The sequence below is a fragment of the Bacillus sp. NSP9.1 genome (assembly GCF_000465465.2).
Classification (GTDB): Bacteria; Bacillota; Bacilli; order Bacillales; family Bacillaceae; genus Bacillus; species Bacillus sonorensis_A.
In genome coordinates this window covers 1,934,293-1,949,365 of the sequence record NZ_CP048273.1, presented here as the reverse complement: position 1 = coordinate 1,949,365, position 15,073 = coordinate 1,934,293, and the positions used below count along the sequence as shown (strand labels likewise).

Sequence of the window (15,073 nt, the reverse complement as noted above, 5' to 3'; positions counted from 1 at the left end):
TCATTTTCTTACACGAATATGATCCGGCTTTCATCAGCGGCTTGACTGCTTCTTGATCAAGCCGTAATAGATCCCGCGCTTCTCCATTAGCTGCACATGACTGCCTTCCTCCATCTTTTTGCCGTGATCCAAGACGATGATTTGATCGGCATCCCTAATCGTCGAAAGTCTGTGGGCGATCATAATGGCCGTGCGGCCGTGAAGCAGTGTTTTAAGCGCAGTCTGAATCTTGACTTCCGTCTCCGTGTCAATGCTTGCCGTTGCTTCGTCAAGGATCAGAATGCGCGGATCAGCCAACAGCGCCCTTGCAAACGAAATCAGCTGGCGTTCCCCCGCTGATAAAATGTTGCCGCGCTCCTCCACCTCTGTGGCATAGCCGTTCGGGAGCGCTGAAATGAAAGAATCGGCACCGACGGCTTTAGCCGCTGCGACGACTTCTTCATCTGTTGCGTTCGGGCGCCCGAAGCGGATATTTTCCAAAATCGTTCCTGAGAAAATAAATGTATCCTGAAGGACGATGCTGATTTGCGAACGGAGATCGGCAAGCGAGATATCGGTAATCGGAATTCCGTCGACTTTCACCGTTCCGCCTGTCGCGTCATAAAAGCGGCTGATCAGGCTCGCAATCGTCGTCTTGCCGGATCCCGTATGTCCGACAAGCGCAAGCGATGTCCCCGCCGGAACCTCAAACGAAACCTTGTTGAGCGCTTTCCGCTTCCCGTCGTAAGAAAATTCAACCTCGTCAAATTCAATCCGGCCTTTTAATTCTTTGATGTTGACCGCATTTTCTTTATCGGCAACAACCGGCTTTTCATCAAGAAATTCAAAGATTCGTTCAGATGAAGCCATCCCCATCAGGAGCTGATTATAGACCTGGCCAAGCCTTGAAATCGGCTCCCAAAACATCCCGAGGTAAAAAGCGAAGGATACAAAAACACCGATCGTGATCGTCTCATTGATGATCAATGTAGAGCCGTACCATATTAAAATGGCTGTGCCGACAGCGTTTGTCATTTCCACCAGCGGACGAAATGTCGCATTTTTTTTCGTCGCTTCTTTCCACGCTTCATAGTTCTCGCCATTGACACCTGCAAAATACATCATGTTTTCTTTTTCCTGGGTAAACGCTTGCGTCACCCTTATGCCCTGAATGCTTTCATTCAAATGGGAGTTCAGTTTCGACTGCTTCAGACGGACTTTTTGCCATGAACGGCGGATTTTTCTTCGAAGATTGGTAGAAATAAAGAACATGACAGGCAATGTGACCATGATCGCGATGGTCAATTCCGGGCTGAGCGAAAACAGAATCACAATAATCCCCAAAAGCAAAAGGATATCCATCAGCAAATTGATGACTCCGCTCGTAAACAGCTCCTGCAGAGAATTGATATCATTCATAATGCGGACGAGAATCGAACCCGCCGAACGTTCGTCAAAAAACCGGTGTGACAGGCGCTGGACATGCGTAAACAAATGCTGCCTTAAATCGTAGATCACATGCTGTCCAAGCTTGTTCATCCAGCGGATCCTCAAGACGTTCGCAATGTAATTTGCCAAATACATGATGCTGATCACGATGATTAATGTGACCAAAAGGTTCATATCTTTTCCCGCGATGGCTTGATCAAGCGCATACACCCCGATCAATATCGGCACCGTCAGCCGGATGGCCGCACCGATGATCACCGTTAAAAAGGACAGCGGCAGCAAATTTTTCCGATACGGCTTTAAATATTTGAGCAGCCGCCACATTTGCGCCCAGTTAAACGGCTTTTCAATGATTTGGTCTGAGGTGTAAAAAAACCGGTTCATCAATGTTTGTTTTTTGGCTTCCTGTTCCATGACAACAGCCCCCTATCCTGCAAAATGCGGTTCATTCAGCAATTGCTGGTCTTTGTACTGCAAATCAAAAATCCGTTTATACAAACCGTTTTTCTCGATTAACTCTTGATGTGTTCCCCTTTCTTTTACCTTGCCGCCGTCCAAAACGAGAATTTCGTCGGCATGTTTCAAAGACGAGATTCTGTGGGCGATAATGAAAGTCGTCCGATCCCGCATGACTTCCTTGAGCGCAAGCTGGATGCGGTGTTCGGTCTCCATATCGACGGCGCTTGTCGAATCATCCAAAATCAGAATGCTCGGATTGAGGCAAATCGCCCGCGCGATTGCAATCCGCTGTTTTTGGCCTCCCGAAAGCCCGAGCCCCCTCTCGCCGAGCATCGTCTCATATCGGTCTGGAAGCTCCATAATAAAGTCGTGGGCCTGCGCCCTTTTCGCGCTTTCAATGATGTCATCCATCGAGGCATCCGGTTTTCCATATGCAATATTCGAGCGGATGGTGGATGAAAACAAAAACGATTCCTGAGGCACGATACCGATATTGGAGCGCAGCATCTTTAATGAATAGCTGGAAAGCGGCTTGTCATCAATCGTGATCATTCCCGCTGTCGGTTCGTAAAAACGGCTCAACAATTGAATAATGCTGCTTTTCCCGGAGCCCGTCGCCCCGATTAAACCAATCGTTTTCCCGCGGGGAGCTTGGAAGGAAACGTCATGCAAAGCTTCCGCGTTATCCTTTGTATATCGAAGGGATACATTGCTGAATACGACATCCCCATTCAGCCGTCCGCTTTGTTCCGGTTGGCCTCGGTCGGTGATTTCCTCGTCTTCGTCAATAATTTCCAACAAGCGTTCTGCTGACGCTTTTGCTTGTGAAAACAAGTTGATCACATACCCAAGGTTCATAATCGGCCACATCATATAATTGACAAGACTGAAAAAAGCGACGAGCTCCCCCGGGTTTAACCGATTTTGAATGACAAGCCAGCCGCCGAACGACAACAGAGCAACCAGACAGATGTTGCCGATAAACTCCATCAAAGGGAAGAACTTTGACATGATATATGAAGCATGTAAATTTTTCGTTCGAAAGTGTTCGTTTGAATGAGTGAAATTCTGAATTTCAAAGTCTTCTTTTGATAGGGATTTGACGGTGTTGATTCCGCTGATGTTTTCCTGGACTTTTGTGTTTAAACGGGCGAATGATTTTCTAATTTTTCGAAAAGCAGGATGCACTTTTTGATCAAACCGGTAAACCGCAGCGCCGAGAAACGGCAGCGATGCGATTGTTACGAGCGTAAGGGGCACAGAATAAGAAAACATAACAGAAAGGCTCAAGCTGACAAGCAGGATGAAGCGAATCGCTTCTGCAAAGCCGAAAGATAAAAAGAATCTGATTCCTTCGACATCAGCGGTCAGCCGCGACATGAGATCCCCTGTTTTTGCGCTGTCATAATATTTAAACGAGAGGCGCTGCAGCTTCGCATACAGCTCTTTTCTCAAGCTGTAGACCGAGCGGATGCCGAACATATCACCGAGATATTGATGAAAAAAAGTAGCTGCCCCCTTTACCGTCATGACTGCGATAAATCCTAAGCTAATCCACATGACCAAGCCGTATTCGCCGCCGAGTATCACTTCATCAATCGTCAGCTGCAGCATGATCGGATAAATCACAGTGATCGCGGTCATTAAAAGCATTGAAACGAGCGACAGCACAAACATTTTTTTATAAGGCCAATAAAAGGATTTCAGTTTTTTAAGAGACTCCATTCGCACCAGCACCTTTCCAATTCATGTAAAACTAGGACACATCATTTAATATATCGATTTCCGAAATAAAATTCCACCGATTTTAAAAAATTCAGACTTATTATGGAGACTTTTCACCTCTCACGTTTGAAATTTACCTCTCTTGACATCTTAAAAAATATGAAGCTTATATAAAGGAAATTTTTTGATGAATGAAGGAATTTGATGTAAAATAATAGAAAATGTTATCAAATTATGAATGACGGAGTTGATTGCAATGTCGAAAAGAGAGGCTTTGAAAAAACGGCTTCTCCTCTTAGGTGAATTGGAACAGAAAATCTGGAAAGACATCAGGAAAGAGCGTGAAGGGATCTATGAAAGATTGGGAGAACTCGACAGGCAGATCCAGCGACATAGACGTTCCAATAAAGAGTATTATGCTGCACATTGCGTAGACATTATTAAACAGCAAAAAGGAAAAATTGTCACAACGAAAGAACTGAAGATGAAACTCAAGGAAAGAACCAACTTCAACGTTCACCGTATTAGTGAGCTTTATGAGCTCATTCAAAAATTAGAACCAAACATTTCAAAAGAAAGGCGCGGGTGTTTTCTCTATCTCGGAAACAACTCAGACAAAAACGGCAGCCGGTTATAGAACAAGCTATAACCGGCTGCCGGCTGTTTCACCCTCCGCTGACCGGGGGTATGAAAGCAACTGTGTCACCTGATTTCACTTCACTGTTGCCCCTTGTATACACCTCATTGACAGCGATCATCGCCCGGTCTGTTCCTCTGAGGCTGTATGTTTCCTTCAAAAACTGCCTGATTCGGTCTGTCGTTGTTTCCTCTGCGTCCAGATCAATGCTTTGTGCGCCCGCCTGTTCCGCAAGGTGGGCAAACAGCAATATTTTAATCATGTTCAGCACCTCTTTTATCGTTTGAAGCAGCAGCTTCAATGTCTGGTTTTCCCTCCGGGTATGCAGTTGTTTCAAGCTGGTCGCCGATCCAGGACTCACCGTTTTCCCAATGCTCTTTTTTCCATATTGGCACGATTTGCTTGATTCTTTCAATCGCATATTCGTTGGCTTCATAGGCCGCTTTCCGGTGAGGGGAAGAAACCGCGATGACAACAGCAGCTTCCGATATTTCCAGCCTTCCGATCCGGTGGGTAATGGCTGCCTCTGCCCCCGGCCATTTTTGCTTGATTTCTTCTCCTATTTGAGCGAGCATGCTGACTGCCATCGGAACATAGGCCTCATATTCCAGATAGAGCGTCCTCTTTCCTTTTGTCCATTCTCTGACTGTACCGATAAATGTCGTAATAGCTCCGGCTTCTCTTTTCTCGACTTTTTTGACGACATCTTCGATCACAATCGGTTCTTGGGTGATGACGAATCGTTCAGACAAACGCCTTCCTCCTTTAAGTGGTTTAATATATACGACATTGCACCGGGATCCGCAATATGAAAGGATGGTACACCGTTCGGCACTTCACGCGGCTGACTGTCCCGGTAAATGACGGCGATGGTGCCCGACAATTGTTCAAGCAGATGGCCGTCTGCTTCATTTCTGACCATGACTACTTTTGGGAAGGCTGCTTGTTTAAACCCTTCGATCAGCAGGCAGTCAATCGGCATGAGGCTGTATAGTGCAATCAGCTTCTCCAGCGTCCAATCACCTCGGGCGCTAAGCTGAAGCACCCCCGCGCCTTCAACACCGGAAACCGCTGCACCGGCGCGCCAAAACCGGTCGGAATCCTTTCCCTCTGTCAAAGCTTCCGGTTCACCTCCATGACCGTGGTGTTTCAGGCAGCCGACCTTCACACCGGAATGTTCAAGCTTGTCAGCAAGCATTTCCACAAACGACGTTTTCCCGCTGTTTTGATACCCTACGATCTGGAGGATTGGAAAATGTGCGGCCATAGCTGGTCACTTCCGTTCTCATCGCGAAATAAAAGCACATGTGCCCGCATTCCCGCTTCATAGCCTCTTGTTCCTCCTGGCAAGACCAGGAGGGCATTGGCATCAGCTAGCGATGTGACAGCACCCGATTTATCGAGGCCGACCGGTTCGGCGTGAAGTGTCCCTTCTTTGATGGAGACAACAGAACGTACAAACCTTGCAAACGGATTCGGTTTCGGAAAATCTTTGGTCAGAACCGCTTCTGCACACAAAGGATACGGTTTCGGATCAAGCAGCGTGGTTTTTATGGATGGCTTCACAAACAGCTCAAAACCGACGAAGCAGGCGGACGGATTTCCTGACAGCCCAAAAAGCAATTTTCCGTTTAATTGGGCGACTGTCGTGACGCTCCCGGGGCGCATCGCCACTTTATTGAACAGCACTGTAGCGCCGAGCTTCTCATAAATGGCCGGCAGAAAATCAAAATCACCCACGGATACTCCGCCGGTTGTCATCAGAAAATCAACCTTATCCAAAGCGTTTTCAACGGCTTCAAAGCTTTCATCAAAATGATCTGAGATCTTTCCGAAATAAAGCGGCCGCCCTCCCGCTTCTTCCACTTGAGCAGCGACCATGCTCGCGTTGCTGTTGCGGATTTTTCCGGGAACGAGGGGATCGCTGACGTTCAAGAGCTCTGTTCCAGTGGCGATAATGCCGACCACAGGCTTCTTGATCACGGGAACACAGGCATATCCAAACGTCGCAAGCAAAGCGACAACCCCCGATGTAATCCGCGTTCCTTTCGTTAAAAGAACAGAGCCTTTTTCCGCGTCTTCTCCCATTTTTGAAATGTTGTCCCCAGGCTTAAATGAACGCTTCAGCTCCATGTAGTTCCTGCCGCCTTCTGTATATGCCTTCGTCAGCTCGAGCATGACAACCGCATCCGCACCTTTTGGGATCTGCGCTCCCGTCATAATTCTGACGGCTTGAAAAGGACCGAGTTTCTTTTCAGACACTGCCCCTGCTCCGATATGATCAATGACTTCAAATTTGAGCGGATGTTCCCTGGCAGCGCCGGCAGTATCGGCCGCACGGACGGCAAAACCGTCGTATGGCGAACGGTCAAATGCCGGGACATGGTGGTCGGCCAATACATCTTCAGCTAAATATCGATGCAGGCTTTCTTCAAGGTGAACCCACTCCGTTTCCCCCTGTTTTTGAAACTGTGAGACAAGCTGTGCAGCTTCATAGACGGCGATCGGTTTTCTTTTTTCCAACATTCAAAAGACCTCCTGTTTCTACATTCCGATGACTCGCGCCAATACTGAGTTGGCTTCTTTAATATCGTTTGTGCCGTGAACCAGAGCCCTTCCATCGTGAAAAATGACGATCCGAAACGCTTCATATGCGACATGAAGCAGATAGTCATTCGCCTCAACCTTTCCGATCCCGGCAAGTCTTTCTTTAAGCTCCTGCTTCGGAATACGCTTCAGCATGTCGCTGCGAATCTGGACGGTTTCCCTTCCGCAAAGCACAGCCGCTTTCTTTTGGCTGGCGTCCTGAATAAAGGGATAATCCGGCGTTTTGCCGCATGACGGGCATTCCTCATTCCTGTCTATCTTCATCTTAAAATGAGTGTTTGCCCATAAATCGAACGTGACAAAATTAGTTTGGAGAGCTTCATGGCGACCCGTCAACATCTTTAATACTTCAGCCTGCTGAAAGGCCGACACCATTTGCACGGCAGGGGAAATAATGCCCGACGTATCGCATGTCGCTCCCCCAATCGGTATTTCCCCGAACAAACAGGCAAGACATGGCGTGCTTTTCGGAACGATCGTCATGTACATGCCCTGACTGCCGACACAGGCCCCGTAAACCCACGGCGTGTCCGTCAACTGTGCCAAGTCATTAATGACCATGCGCGTCTCAAAATTGTCTGTTGCATCAATGACGGCATCGGCCTCTTCAATAAGCGGCTTCAGCGTCTCGGGGTTGCCGTCTGCAACATATGTATAAAGCCTGACATCTCGATTTATTTTTGAAAGCCTCTTTTTCGCCGCAATCGCTTTAGGCAGCCGTTTTTCCGCGTCTTGTTCAGCATAGAGCGACTGTCTTTGCAGGTTGCTCCATTCGACATAATCGCGATCGATGATGGACAACGCGCCGACACCCGCCCGGGTAAGCCCTTCGGCAGCTGCTGTGCCGAGCGCTCCGGCTCCGACAATCAAAACATGGCTTTTCCTTATCTGATCCTGCCCCGCTTGGCCGATGTTTTGATATCTGATTTGCCTCGAATACCGTTCATGCATCAGGATAAACTCCTTTACTTCCTTTTCTAGTATCATATCATGTTTTGCCGCGAACATCTTTTCCCGCAGCCTTTAAAAACGCCTGCAATCTATGATAAAACATTTCATTCCGGAAAAAACGCTTCTATCTTTTTTAAATCCGACTTTTTATTGACATTTAGAAATTCCCAAGATTCTGCGCCGATCGCTTGTGCTTCAATATACTTGACACGAATGCGGTCGAGGAAGCTCTTGATCTTCAGCTCATCTTGCAGAAGCTGTTCATATATGATGTGTTTGATCCGTTTGTGGTAGACGGCCGCAAACGGCTGCGCCCTTCCGTCTGCAACCGCGACAACGGCGTCGCTCTCAGGCGTCAGCTGTTCGGTTAAAGCCTTGATTGTCGCGTGGCGGATAAGGGGTGTGTCACAGGCCAACACAACATATATGTCCCCTTCCTCATGCTCCATCGCCGTATATATGCCGGCGAGCGGGCCTTTCCCTCTGAAAGGCTCTATATCTTCCCATACTGTTTTTTCTCCGTACGACTTGAACCGTTCGGTCAGGCCGGGATGGCTCAATATCAGCGCTTCACCGCCAACTGCCTGTTTGCACCATTGATAAAGAGGCTTATTTTTCCACATTGCAAACGCCTTCGGTTCTCCAAACCGGCGTGATAATCCGCCTGATAAAACAACATAAACGGGCTTCATTTCTTTCACAGCCTTTCTTTTTCAAAGCAACAACCCTCTTCAAAAGCATAGCAAAAGTGCGGAAAGACGAACAAGTTTACAAAACGGATTTTTTGGGGAGACATGATCGGTCCGGCTTTTGCATATTGTAGTTGTAACATTTTTAGGAGGCTAAAATCACCATGAAAAAAACACCGGGTTCACTGCCTTACTTTCATGATTTATCACAGGAAAATCTCTTTTTAAAAGCGGAGCTGGCCAGGTGCCATCAATTGATTCACGAGCTTGAAGCAAGCTATTTTCACCAAAAAAACCATAAGCTCAATCAGGAAAATGCCGCAATGAAGGAGAAACTGCAGCAGCTGACACTGGAGCTTAAACGGGTTTCAGCCAACCGGGAGGAAGAGTCGGGGGATGCACTCAGCCGCATCAAGAGCGAATTATTGAATAAAATCGTTGTGCTCCATGAGCTTCTTCAAACAGAAACGTTTAAGCGGAAACAAGAAATCGAAGAAAAACACCGCCTTCACTTGGCAAAAATCAAATCCGAAGCGGAGAAAAAAGGCTTACATAAACAAATAGAAAACGAGAAACTCAATGTAGAAAAAGAAAGAAAGCTCAGGGAAACAACCGAAATCAACTTGAAAAATATCGCTGAAGAAAATAGCAGACTGAAAGATGAACTTCATGCTAAAAACCTGCAGCTGAAGGAGATTGAATCCGATGTGGCTTTATTAAAAGAACGGGTGGCAGCAACGAAAAAGCGTCTGTTGGAAGCCGAAAAAACGAAAGAAGCATTGTTTTACGAAACGATTCTTTCCTACAAAAGGCAGCTTGATGAAAGCGATAAGTGGATTGCTTCTCATTTTGCTGATATTGACACCTTCCGGGAAACGGAGCAAGCGCTTGAAAAAGACAAAGTGAGTGATGTATTCGCACGTTCAGAACAGGTGGAGACGGTCCTGCAATCGGTAACAGAGCAAGTTGACATGCTGCAAAAACAGCTGAGCCTCATTCAAGCCAATGACGCTAAAATGGAGCAAAAAATCGAAGAGTGGAAAAACCAGACGAAAGAGGAAAGTTCCCCGCAAAAATGGGTCTACAAAATCAGCAGAAAAGACAAAGAATCAAAACCATTAAATTAAATACCACTTTAAGTAAAAAAATGGTTTTTACAAAAAAACTGCTTGAGACGTTTTCTCAAGCAGTTTGGTCAGACGGCGGATCGACAATCGACCGCCGTTTTTTTTTGAAAATGCAAGCGCTATCTGGAAAAAGCAAGGATTAAATCTATTGCTGTTCAGTCTCAGTCTCGGTAGAGATTTCGCCCTCTAGTATATATTGTCCGCGGTATGGTTTTTTGACTTCCGGGTACATCTTGATCAAGCTTTGCATGAAGGTTGTCATATTCGGGATCTCAAGTCCGCTTTCTTTTTCAATTTCTTTTTGAAGTTCGGAGCTTTTGATTGCCGCATTGTGGCGTTTTAATGTTTTAATCGCCGCTTCACGCAGTTTTGCAGCCTTTGACCCCGGACGGGCTGTTCCCCTTCTGCGCCTTGTCGTTCCGTCTGGAATTCCGGCAGGCAGTGCGGAGGCTTGCGGAGAAGTCTGCTGCTGGTTTTTTTGAGATGTATGGGGCTGCTGTTGCTGCTGGTAGCTTTTCATCTCTTGTGCAGCCAATTCAGCTAAAACCGGGAGTGATTCGCTTTTTCGCTCTGTTCGAAAATCTTTTTTTGTATCGTTAAAGCTGGATGGGCGATCCAATTCGCGCAGCTTGGCATAAATATTATCACGCTCGATTTGATACTCCCTAATGACCTTAATCTCAGCCTCATTCAGCTGCTCTAATCTTAAACGCAATGCTTCCCTCTCGTTAAACATACCGTTTATACCCTCCTATCAGAATAAATAAACCTTCTAATAAAAATATTAGATTACCAAACTAATTTTATCAATTATTTTTTCGTTTTTCTACTGCTATTTCCCGTTAAGAAAATAGAACTAAATTTCCACAAAAGTTAGAGCCGCGGGAGTTTTTGAAGCATTTTGACCTACTCTACACCTTGTGTCGAATTATGGTAAATAATGAAGAAACCTAGAAAAATACTTTTTACAAGAACATAATTTAAAGGTTGAAGGTTTTGCCCAACATTAATGGAAAGTGTGAGAAATCGCTGATCATTCCGGCTTATAAATCCAGAATATTCAAAATTGGCAGATTTCCTCTGTCGAAACAGGGTATATTTATGCGGGAAAGCGCGCCGGAATTCTTTTTAGTGAAAAGTGGGACGTTAGGCTTATCCTAAGAAAGAAACAGTGTCTTATGGTCTATTTATAGAGAGGGGCGGAAAGCGGAAATTTTTTTGATTTTTTTTTTGAAAGGGCCGCCCTGCTAAATAAAAAACCCCCGGCAAAGGGGCTTTTGATCTCATTCGGCAGATTGTTCTGTTTCAGAAAGAACGCGGTTGACGCGTTTTTCGAGCATTTTCATTCCGCTGCCTCCGGCTTGAAAATGGCGAAGCTGGCCGGTCTTGTCAAATACATAATAAGCAGGGACATATTCATTTTCAAAAGCATCCGTTAATTTATGTTCGCTGTCAACAAAAATCGGCTGTGTAATATCGTGCTCAGCCGCTACCTCTTTAATTTTGTTGATGTCCAGGTCATCTTCTGAACGCGGCATATGAACGGCGACAACGTTCAGTTTATCACTATATCTGTCGCGGAATTCGTTGACTTGCGGCATCGCCTCTTTGCACAGGTGGCAGCTGATTGACCAAAAATGGATCAATGTCGGCTTTTCGCCGATCAGCTGTTCCTTTGTCACTTCTCCGTTTAACCATTCCTTTGCGCCAGTGAGCTCTGGCATAGGCTGACGTAGTTTCATGTTTTTTCCTCCATTGTGATTGTAGTCGATGAAAAAGGCCTAACAAATGTTAGACCTTTCCAATCTCGTTTCATCTATAAGAGACGAAATTAAAGCGTTGCTTGACCAGGTTTCCAGTTTGCAGGGCAAAGTCCGCCTGTTTGCAGCGCCTGCAGAACGCGCAATGTTTCATCAACATCGCGGCCAATGTTGTTATGGAAAACAGTTTGATATTGCATTTCGCCTTCCGGGTTAATGATGAACAATCCGCGGAGAGCGACGCCTTCTTCCTCGATCAGCACACCGTATTCACGGGAAACTTCATGGTTTGTGTCGGCTGCAAGCGGATATTTCAGCTGGCCAAGACCGTTTTCTTTGCGGTCTGTGTTGATCCAGGCAAGGTGAGTGTGGATTGTGTCGGTTGATACGCCGATCACTTCCGCATCAAGGTCTTCAAACTCGTCATAGCGGTCGCTCATCGCTGTGATTTCTGTCGGACACACGAAAGTAAAGTCCATCGGATAGAAGAAAAGCACAGTCCATTTGTCATTTTTCATGTTTTCTTCCAAGCTAACTTTACCGAATTCTTTGTTTGGAAGCACAGCTTCCATTTCAAAACGAGGCGCTTGTTTTCCTACCATGCGTTCTGCCATTTTATGTATCCCTCCAATAATATTTTTGGGTTCTGCTACCCATATCAAAATGAGAATCCAAATTAAAAATTCTCACTTAGTTAATAACATCACATATTTAATTATAATGGTTGTCGTTTTTTTAGTCAATATTAATTGATAATGAATTTAAATTAGTGGCATCTTTTTTGCTAGATCTTGACATTTCATTTTCTAAAAAGAGTGTACCACGCCTCAGGAAAGGAAACAAATCATTAGCTTCTGCACGTGAACAAGTTAAAACCGAAGCTTGAACTTCGGTTTTATCCCTGATTAATGTAGTTTTTGCTCAACCTGCTGACAAATTTCATCGGCTGTCAAACCGGTGGCCTGAATGACGGATGCCCCGGTCATCGTATCCGAGATCCCGAGCATGTCGTGATCAAGGCCTGTGACAACACAGCAGTCGCAGCCTTTAGCATCATCTTCGGTTTTCATCAAGACAACCTCATACCCTTTTTCCTTTAATGCAGCCTCAACATCTGAAAGAGATTGTTCGATTCCGATTTTTTTCGACATGAAGAAACACCTCCATCATTTAAGATGCCACATTTGCCTGGATTTTATACCAGTTTGTGCATCTAATTGGCGCGGGCTGAGAAATAAGCGGTCATCACGCGTACGGCTGTCTCAAGGGCTTCTTCTTTCGGTTGGAGTTTGGCATGATGAAGCCCGTACGGAGAATCGACACCGAGCCAAAACATAAAGCCCGGATATTTTTTCAGCATATAGCCAAAATCTTCGCCCGTCATCGCTTCTTTGGAACGGATCACTTCAGCCAGTCCGTTTTCTGAAACAAACTGCATGAAGTCTTCGACCAGTTCGCTTGAATTATAAACCTGATGATATGCCGCGGGATAGCTGACTTTTCCTTTGCAATGGTAGGCAGTCTCCAGACCTTTTACCATCGCTTCGATCCTTCTTTTCACCTCATCCATTGATGCGGGTGAAAGCGTCCGGATCGTACCTTCAAGCTTTGCTTTTTGGGCGATGATGTTTTGCGCAGATCCTCCCGTGATCGTCCCGATGGTGATCACCGCACTGTCCAGCGGGTCCACGTTTCTGGCGACGATCGACTGCATTTGCGTGACAAGCGAACTGGCGGCCACCACCATATCCTCGGCAAGATGCGGATATGCCGCATGCCCGCCCTTTCCTTCAAGCTCGATGACAAGCTCTGACGTATTGGCAAACAGAAGCCCGCTTTTTGTCCCGATCGTTCCGACAGGAAGCTCAGGTGCGATATGCAGCGCCGTTATCATGCTCGGCGCCCACTTTTTAAACGGATCGCTTTCAAGCATCGGCTCCGCTCCCCCGGGACCTTCCTCGGCCGGCTGAAACAAAAACAGAAGATCCTGTTTGACCGGATGATGGACGAAGTGATCGATGATGCCAAGCGCTATCGTCATATGGAAATCATGTCCGCACGCATGCATGTTTTGCGGATGAACAGAAGCGAAGGAATATCCCGTGTCTTCTTCGATAGAAAGCCCGTCCATATCCGCTCTGTACGCTAAAATCTTGTCAGGCGCGGTTCCTTTAATCTTCACAAACAAGCCGGTCCTCCACTTTTCAATCTCAAGCCTGTTCTCGGGATACTTTTGCAAAAGGTTCAGAAGGTAGGCCTGTGTTTTATATTCCTGAAATCCGAGTTCCGGAATTTGATGCAAATCTCTGCGAATGGCTGATAGCTGCTCCAATTTCATTTTCTTAACCTCCCGCCTATACGAAAAGGCGTGGATTTTCAATCCACGCACTTTTTGATGCCGCTGATTAAAGCTGGCGCAATTCCTGTTTAATTTCTGTTTTGCCTTTTGTTTTTTCGTCGATATCTTTGATTTTTTTCGCAGGTGTTCCAGCGACTACCGTGTACGGCGCAACATCTTCGACAACGATCGCGCCGGCAGCGACCACCGCGCCTTTTCCGACTGTCACACCTTCAAGGACAACCGCGTTTGCGCCGATGACTACGTCATCTTCAATGACGACAGGCTTTGCGGAAGGAGGCTCGATTACACCGGCAAGCACAGCCCCGGCTCCGATGTGGCAGTTTTTGCCGACAGTGGCTCGTCCCCCGAGCACGACGTTCATATCGATCATCGTGCCTTCGCCGATCACAGATCCGATATTGATGGAAGCGCCCATCATGATCACGGCATTGTCGCCGATTTCCACTTGATCGCGGATGATCGCGCCGGGCTCGATGCGCGCTTTGATGTTTTTCAAATCAAGCATCGGAATCGCTGAATTGCGGCGGTCGTTTTCGACGACATGGTCTTCGATTTTGCTTTTGTTCGCTTCAAGCGCAGCTTGAATCTCGTCCCATTCTCCGAAAACAACGCCCGTGTTTCCCGTAATAAAAGTTTGTGCGGAAGCACCGAAATCGATTCCTTCAAGATCGCCTTTCACATACACTTTGACAGGTGTTGATTTCTTACTATTTTGAATAAATGAGATAATCTCATTTGCATCCATCATTTTCATTATGTAAGTCCTCCTTCTTTTTTTCTCTCATTACTGTATCAAAGGAAAGGTGTAAAAACAAGAAAAAAAGGAACCGGCGGCTCCGTTTCCTTTTTGCCTCTTATCAAGCCGGCACCTCGCACTTTTTTGCAAATTCCCTGCCGAAATCCAGCAGCTGATTTTCTTCTTCGCCCTCCGGGTTCATCTCGATTTTGACAGACGGAATCACGATTTCTCCGCCAAGCTCCTTGATTTTTTCTTCAAGGATGTCGACCGCCCCGCAAAAATGTTCGTAGGATGTATCACCCGACCCGAACACGGCAAACGTCTTGCCGCTGAAGTCCAGGCCTTCCATATCTTCATATATATCCAAAAACTCATCTGGGAGCTCTCCGTCCCCCCAAGTATAGGCGCCGAAAATCATATGCTCATAGTCATTAAAAAGCGCCGCGTCAATATCCATTGCTTCATGGCGGTCAACATCGGCCTTTCCTTCCAAAAGGCCTTTCTCAATTAAATCCGCCATCGCTTCCGTGTTTCCGGACATGCTTGCATAAACAAGTAAAACTTTCCCCATGGTGATGATTCCTCCTAA

The 15,073-nt window shown here is 46.3% G+C and carries 17 protein-coding genes; 2 read left to right on the top strand and 15 right to left on the bottom strand.

Annotation, left to right across the window (positions count from 1 at the left end):
* Positions 1-33: 33 nt before the first annotated feature.
* Positions 34-1,842 (bottom strand): ABC transporter ATP-binding protein, encoded by a 1,809-nt coding sequence (locus M654_RS10115; RefSeq protein WP_026586788.1) that lies wholly within the window; start codon positions 1,840-1,842, stop codon positions 34-36.
* A 12-nt stretch (positions 1,843-1,854) separates the two neighbouring features.
* Entirely contained in the window at positions 1,855-3,612 is a 1,758-nt protein-coding gene (locus M654_RS10110; RefSeq protein WP_026586787.1) for an ABC transporter ATP-binding protein, read from the bottom strand.
* 256 nt (positions 3,613-3,868) lie between these two features.
* Here M654_RS10110 and M654_RS10105 point away from each other — a divergent pair, with 256 nt between their 5' ends.
* Positions 3,869-4,249 carry a Rok-like winged helix domain-containing protein gene (locus M654_RS10105; RefSeq protein WP_026586786.1) on the top strand — a complete coding sequence of 127 codons (381 nt, stop codon included), beginning with the start codon at positions 3,869-3,871 and terminating at the stop codon, positions 4,247-4,249.
* A gap of 28 nt (positions 4,250-4,277) precedes the next feature.
* On the opposite strand, the gene moaD is transcribed toward M654_RS10105, so the two are convergent.
* The 6 genes from moaD to mobA form a co-directional block, all read right to left on the bottom strand.
* Positions 4,278-4,511 carry a molybdopterin converting factor subunit 1 gene (moaD, locus tag M654_RS10100; RefSeq protein WP_026586785.1) on the bottom strand — a complete coding sequence of 78 codons (234 nt, stop codon included), beginning with the start codon at positions 4,509-4,511 and terminating at the stop codon, positions 4,278-4,280.
* Positions 4,504-5,001 carry a molybdenum cofactor biosynthesis protein MoaE gene (locus tag M654_RS10095; RefSeq protein ID WP_026586784.1) on the bottom strand — a complete coding sequence of 166 codons (498 nt, stop codon included), beginning with the start codon at positions 4,999-5,001 and terminating at the stop codon, positions 4,504-4,506. Before M654_RS10095 ends, moaD begins: the two co-directional genes overlap by 8 nt.
* Positions 4,962-5,516: a molybdopterin-guanine dinucleotide biosynthesis protein B gene (gene mobB, locus M654_RS10090; protein ID WP_026586783.1), complete on the bottom strand. Its 555-nt coding sequence runs from the start codon at positions 5,514-5,516 to the stop codon at positions 4,962-4,964. The genes M654_RS10095 and mobB overlap by 40 nt, the downstream gene beginning before the upstream one ends.
* A complete protein-coding gene (locus M654_RS10085; RefSeq protein WP_026586782.1) occupies positions 5,483-6,775 on the bottom strand; it encodes a molybdopterin molybdotransferase MoeA in 1,293 nt (430 codons plus the stop codon). The genes mobB and M654_RS10085 overlap by 34 nt, the downstream gene beginning before the upstream one ends.
* An 18-nt stretch (positions 6,776-6,793) precedes the next feature.
* Positions 6,794-7,807: a MoeB/ThiF family adenylyltransferase gene (locus M654_RS10080; protein ID WP_026586781.1), complete on the bottom strand. Its 1,014-nt coding sequence runs from the start codon at positions 7,805-7,807 to the stop codon at positions 6,794-6,796.
* Positions 7,808-7,911: 104 nt separating this feature from the next.
* The gene (gene mobA / locus M654_RS10075; protein ID WP_026586780.1) at positions 7,912-8,499 is read right to left on the bottom strand and encodes a molybdenum cofactor guanylyltransferase; all 588 of its coding nucleotides are present in this window, start codon (positions 8,497-8,499) and stop codon (positions 7,912-7,914) included.
* A 161-nt stretch (positions 8,500-8,660) separates the two neighbouring features.
* Here mobA and M654_RS10070 point away from each other — a divergent pair, with 161 nt between their 5' ends.
* Positions 8,661-9,623 carry a coiled-coil domain-containing protein gene (locus M654_RS10070; protein ID WP_026586779.1) on the top strand — a complete coding sequence of 321 codons (963 nt, stop codon included), beginning with the start codon at positions 8,661-8,663 and terminating at the stop codon, positions 9,621-9,623.
* A gap of 145 nt (positions 9,624-9,768) precedes the next feature.
* On the opposite strand, the gene rok is transcribed toward M654_RS10070, so the two are convergent.
* The 7 genes from rok to M654_RS10035 form a co-directional block, all read right to left on the bottom strand.
* Positions 9,769-10,359: a transcriptional regulator Rok gene (gene rok, locus M654_RS10065; RefSeq protein WP_026586778.1), complete on the bottom strand. Its 591-nt coding sequence runs from the start codon at positions 10,357-10,359 to the stop codon at positions 9,769-9,771.
* Positions 10,360-10,906: 547 nt separating this feature from the next.
* Positions 10,907-11,365: a TlpA family protein disulfide reductase gene (locus M654_RS10060; protein ID WP_026586777.1), complete on the bottom strand. Its 459-nt coding sequence runs from the start codon at positions 11,363-11,365 to the stop codon at positions 10,907-10,909.
* Between the two features lie 89 nt (positions 11,366-11,454).
* Positions 11,455-11,997: a biofilm-specific peroxidase AhpA gene (gene ahpA, locus M654_RS10055; RefSeq protein ID WP_026586776.1), complete on the bottom strand. Its 543-nt coding sequence runs from the start codon at positions 11,995-11,997 to the stop codon at positions 11,455-11,457.
* A 291-nt stretch (positions 11,998-12,288) separates the two neighbouring features.
* On the bottom strand, positions 12,289-12,534 hold the full coding sequence (locus tag M654_RS10050) for a YkuS family protein (protein ID WP_026586775.1): 246 nt from the start codon (positions 12,532-12,534) through the stop codon (positions 12,289-12,291).
* Positions 12,535-12,596: 62 nt separating this feature from the next.
* The gene (locus M654_RS10045; RefSeq protein ID WP_026586774.1) at positions 12,597-13,721 is read right to left on the bottom strand and encodes an N-acetyldiaminopimelate deacetylase; all 1,125 of its coding nucleotides are present in this window, start codon (positions 13,719-13,721) and stop codon (positions 12,597-12,599) included.
* 67 nt (positions 13,722-13,788) lie between these two features.
* Positions 13,789-14,499: a 2,3,4,5-tetrahydropyridine-2,6-dicarboxylate N-acetyltransferase gene (dapD, locus tag M654_RS10040; RefSeq protein WP_026586773.1), complete on the bottom strand. Its 711-nt coding sequence runs from the start codon at positions 14,497-14,499 to the stop codon at positions 13,789-13,791.
* Between the two features lie 103 nt (positions 14,500-14,602).
* On the bottom strand, positions 14,603-15,055 hold the full coding sequence (locus tag M654_RS10035; RefSeq protein ID WP_026586772.1) for a flavodoxin: 453 nt from the start codon (positions 15,053-15,055) through the stop codon (positions 14,603-14,605).
* Positions 15,056-15,073 lie beyond the last annotated feature (18 nt).

Coding starts and splice junctions, on each gene's coding strand:
- M654_RS10115 (WP_026586788.1), bottom strand. CDS start 1,842: ATGGAACAGGAAGCCAAAAAACAAACATTGATGAACCGGTTTTTTTAC.
- M654_RS10105 (WP_026586786.1), top strand. CDS start 3,869: ATGTCGAAAAGAGAGGCTTTGAAAAAACGGCTTCTCCTCTTAGGTGAA.
- M654_RS10050 (WP_026586775.1), bottom strand. CDS start 12,534: ATGTCGAAAAAAATCGGAATCGAACAATCTCTTTCAGATGTTGAGGCT.
- M654_RS10060 (WP_026586777.1), bottom strand. CDS start 11,365: ATGAAACTACGTCAGCCTATGCCAGAGCTCACTGGCGCAAAGGAATGG.
- M654_RS10080 (WP_026586781.1), bottom strand. CDS start 7,807: ATGCATGAACGGTATTCGAGGCAAATCAGATATCAAAACATCGGCCAA.
- mobA (WP_026586780.1), bottom strand. CDS start 8,499: ATGAAGCCCGTTTATGTTGTTTTATCAGGCGGATTATCACGCCGGTTT.
- M654_RS10110 (WP_026586787.1), bottom strand. CDS start 3,612: ATGGAGTCTCTTAAAAAACTGAAATCCTTTTATTGGCCTTATAAAAAA.
- rok (WP_026586778.1), bottom strand. CDS start 10,359: ATGTTTAACGAGAGGGAAGCATTGCGTTTAAGATTAGAGCAGCTGAAT.
- ahpA (WP_026586776.1), bottom strand. CDS start 11,997: ATGGCAGAACGCATGGTAGGAAAACAAGCGCCTCGTTTTGAAATGGAA.
- M654_RS10035 (WP_026586772.1), bottom strand. CDS start 15,055: ATGGGGAAAGTTTTACTTGTTTATGCAAGCATGTCCGGAAACACGGAA.
- M654_RS10070 (WP_026586779.1), top strand. CDS start 8,661: ATGAAAAAAACACCGGGTTCACTGCCTTACTTTCATGATTTATCACAG.
- M654_RS10085 (WP_026586782.1), bottom strand. CDS start 6,775: ATGTTGGAAAAAAGAAAACCGATCGCCGTCTATGAAGCTGCACAGCTT.
- dapD (WP_026586773.1), bottom strand. CDS start 14,499: ATGAAAATGATGGATGCAAATGAGATTATCTCATTTATTCAAAATAGT.
- mobB (WP_026586783.1), bottom strand. CDS start 5,516: ATGGCCGCACATTTTCCAATCCTCCAGATCGTAGGGTATCAAAACAGC.
- moaD (WP_026586785.1), bottom strand. CDS start 4,511: ATGATTAAAATATTGCTGTTTGCCCACCTTGCGGAACAGGCGGGCGCA.
- M654_RS10045 (WP_026586774.1), bottom strand. CDS start 13,721: ATGAAATTGGAGCAGCTATCAGCCATTCGCAGAGATTTGCATCAAATT.